General features: G+C 62.4%; 2 protein-coding genes. One reads left to right on the top strand and one right to left on the bottom strand.

Annotation, left to right across the window (positions count from 1 at the left end; translation table 11 throughout):
• Positions 1-324, bottom strand: a 324-nt coding sequence (locus tag EXE42_RS15785; RefSeq protein ID WP_158293739.1) for a sugar phosphate nucleotidyltransferase, incomplete at its 3' end; no start/stop codon positions are given.
• Between the two features lie 84 nt (positions 325-408).
• Here EXE42_RS15785 and EXE42_RS15780 point away from each other — a divergent pair.
• On the top strand, positions 409-1073 hold a 665-nt coding region (locus EXE42_RS15780; RefSeq protein ID WP_137706939.1), incomplete at its 3' end, for a nucleotide sugar dehydrogenase.

Here is a 1073-nt window from a genome sequence, read left to right as displayed (position 1 = left end):
GAAGACGTTGTCCCCGAGGATGAGCATGAAGTCGTCGTCGATGTACTCCTCGACGGTCAACAGCGCGTGCGCCAGCCCGTTCTGCTCGCGCTGGTGGGCGTAGGTGATCGGCACGCCTTCATACTCGTCGCCGTAGTGGTCGATGATCACCTCCTTCAGGTAGCCGACGACAACGACCAGCTCGTCGGCGCCCAGCTCGATCAACTGATCGAAACAGTGCGTGAGCAGGGGCTCGTCCGCGACCTCCACCATCCCCTTCGGCTTGTCCTCGGTGAGGGGGCGGAGTCGCGTACCTTCGCCAGCCGCGAGTACGACGGCTTTCATACTACGTGGACAGTTTCGATGCCGATATGTATCTTTTCATCTCCGCAACCCAATCCTCTTGCTACCTCGGTGTCATCCGCCCGTATGAACGTCAGCATCATCGGCAGCGGCTACGTCGGCACGACCGTCGCGGCGTGCTTCGCCGACCTCGGTCACCAAGTCGTCAACGTCGATGTCGATCAAGAAATCGTCGACGCGATCAACGACGGCGAGGCGCCGATCCACGAAGACGGGCTTGCGGACCTCGTCGCCGACCACGCCGGCGCCAATGGCACGGGCCGACTCGAAGCAACCACCGACTACGAGGCGGTCCTCGACACTGACATAACCTTCCTCTGTCTCCCGACGCCCCAGAACGAAGACGGGAGCATCGACCTCTCGATCATGGAGGCGGCTGCCGAACAACTCGGGATGACCCTCGCCGCCAAGGACACGTGGCACACCGTGGTCGTCAAAAGCACTGTCGTCCCGGGCTCGACCGAAGACGCGATCACGCCGATTCTCGAAGTGGCCAGCGACAAGACAGCAGGCGACGACTTCGGCGTCGGGATGAATCCCGAGTTCCTGCGTGAAGGGACGGCAGTCCCCGACTTCCTCGCTCCCGACAAGGTTGTGCTCGGCGCCGACGACGAGAGCGCTCTCGCGGACATACATGAAGTCTTCGACCCCCTCATCGAGCGGAGCGACGCACCGGTCGTCGAGACGGACACCCGGACGGCCGAAATGATCAAGTACGCGAACAACGGCTT

Origin of the sequence: Halorubrum sp. SP3 (genome assembly GCF_005435195.1) — an archaeon.
Taxonomy (GTDB): domain Archaea; phylum Halobacteriota; class Halobacteria; order Halobacteriales; family Haloferacaceae; genus Halorubrum; species Halorubrum sodomense.
Note: the sequence above shows the minus strand (reverse complement) of the source record. Positions and strands in the feature narration are given on the sequence as shown.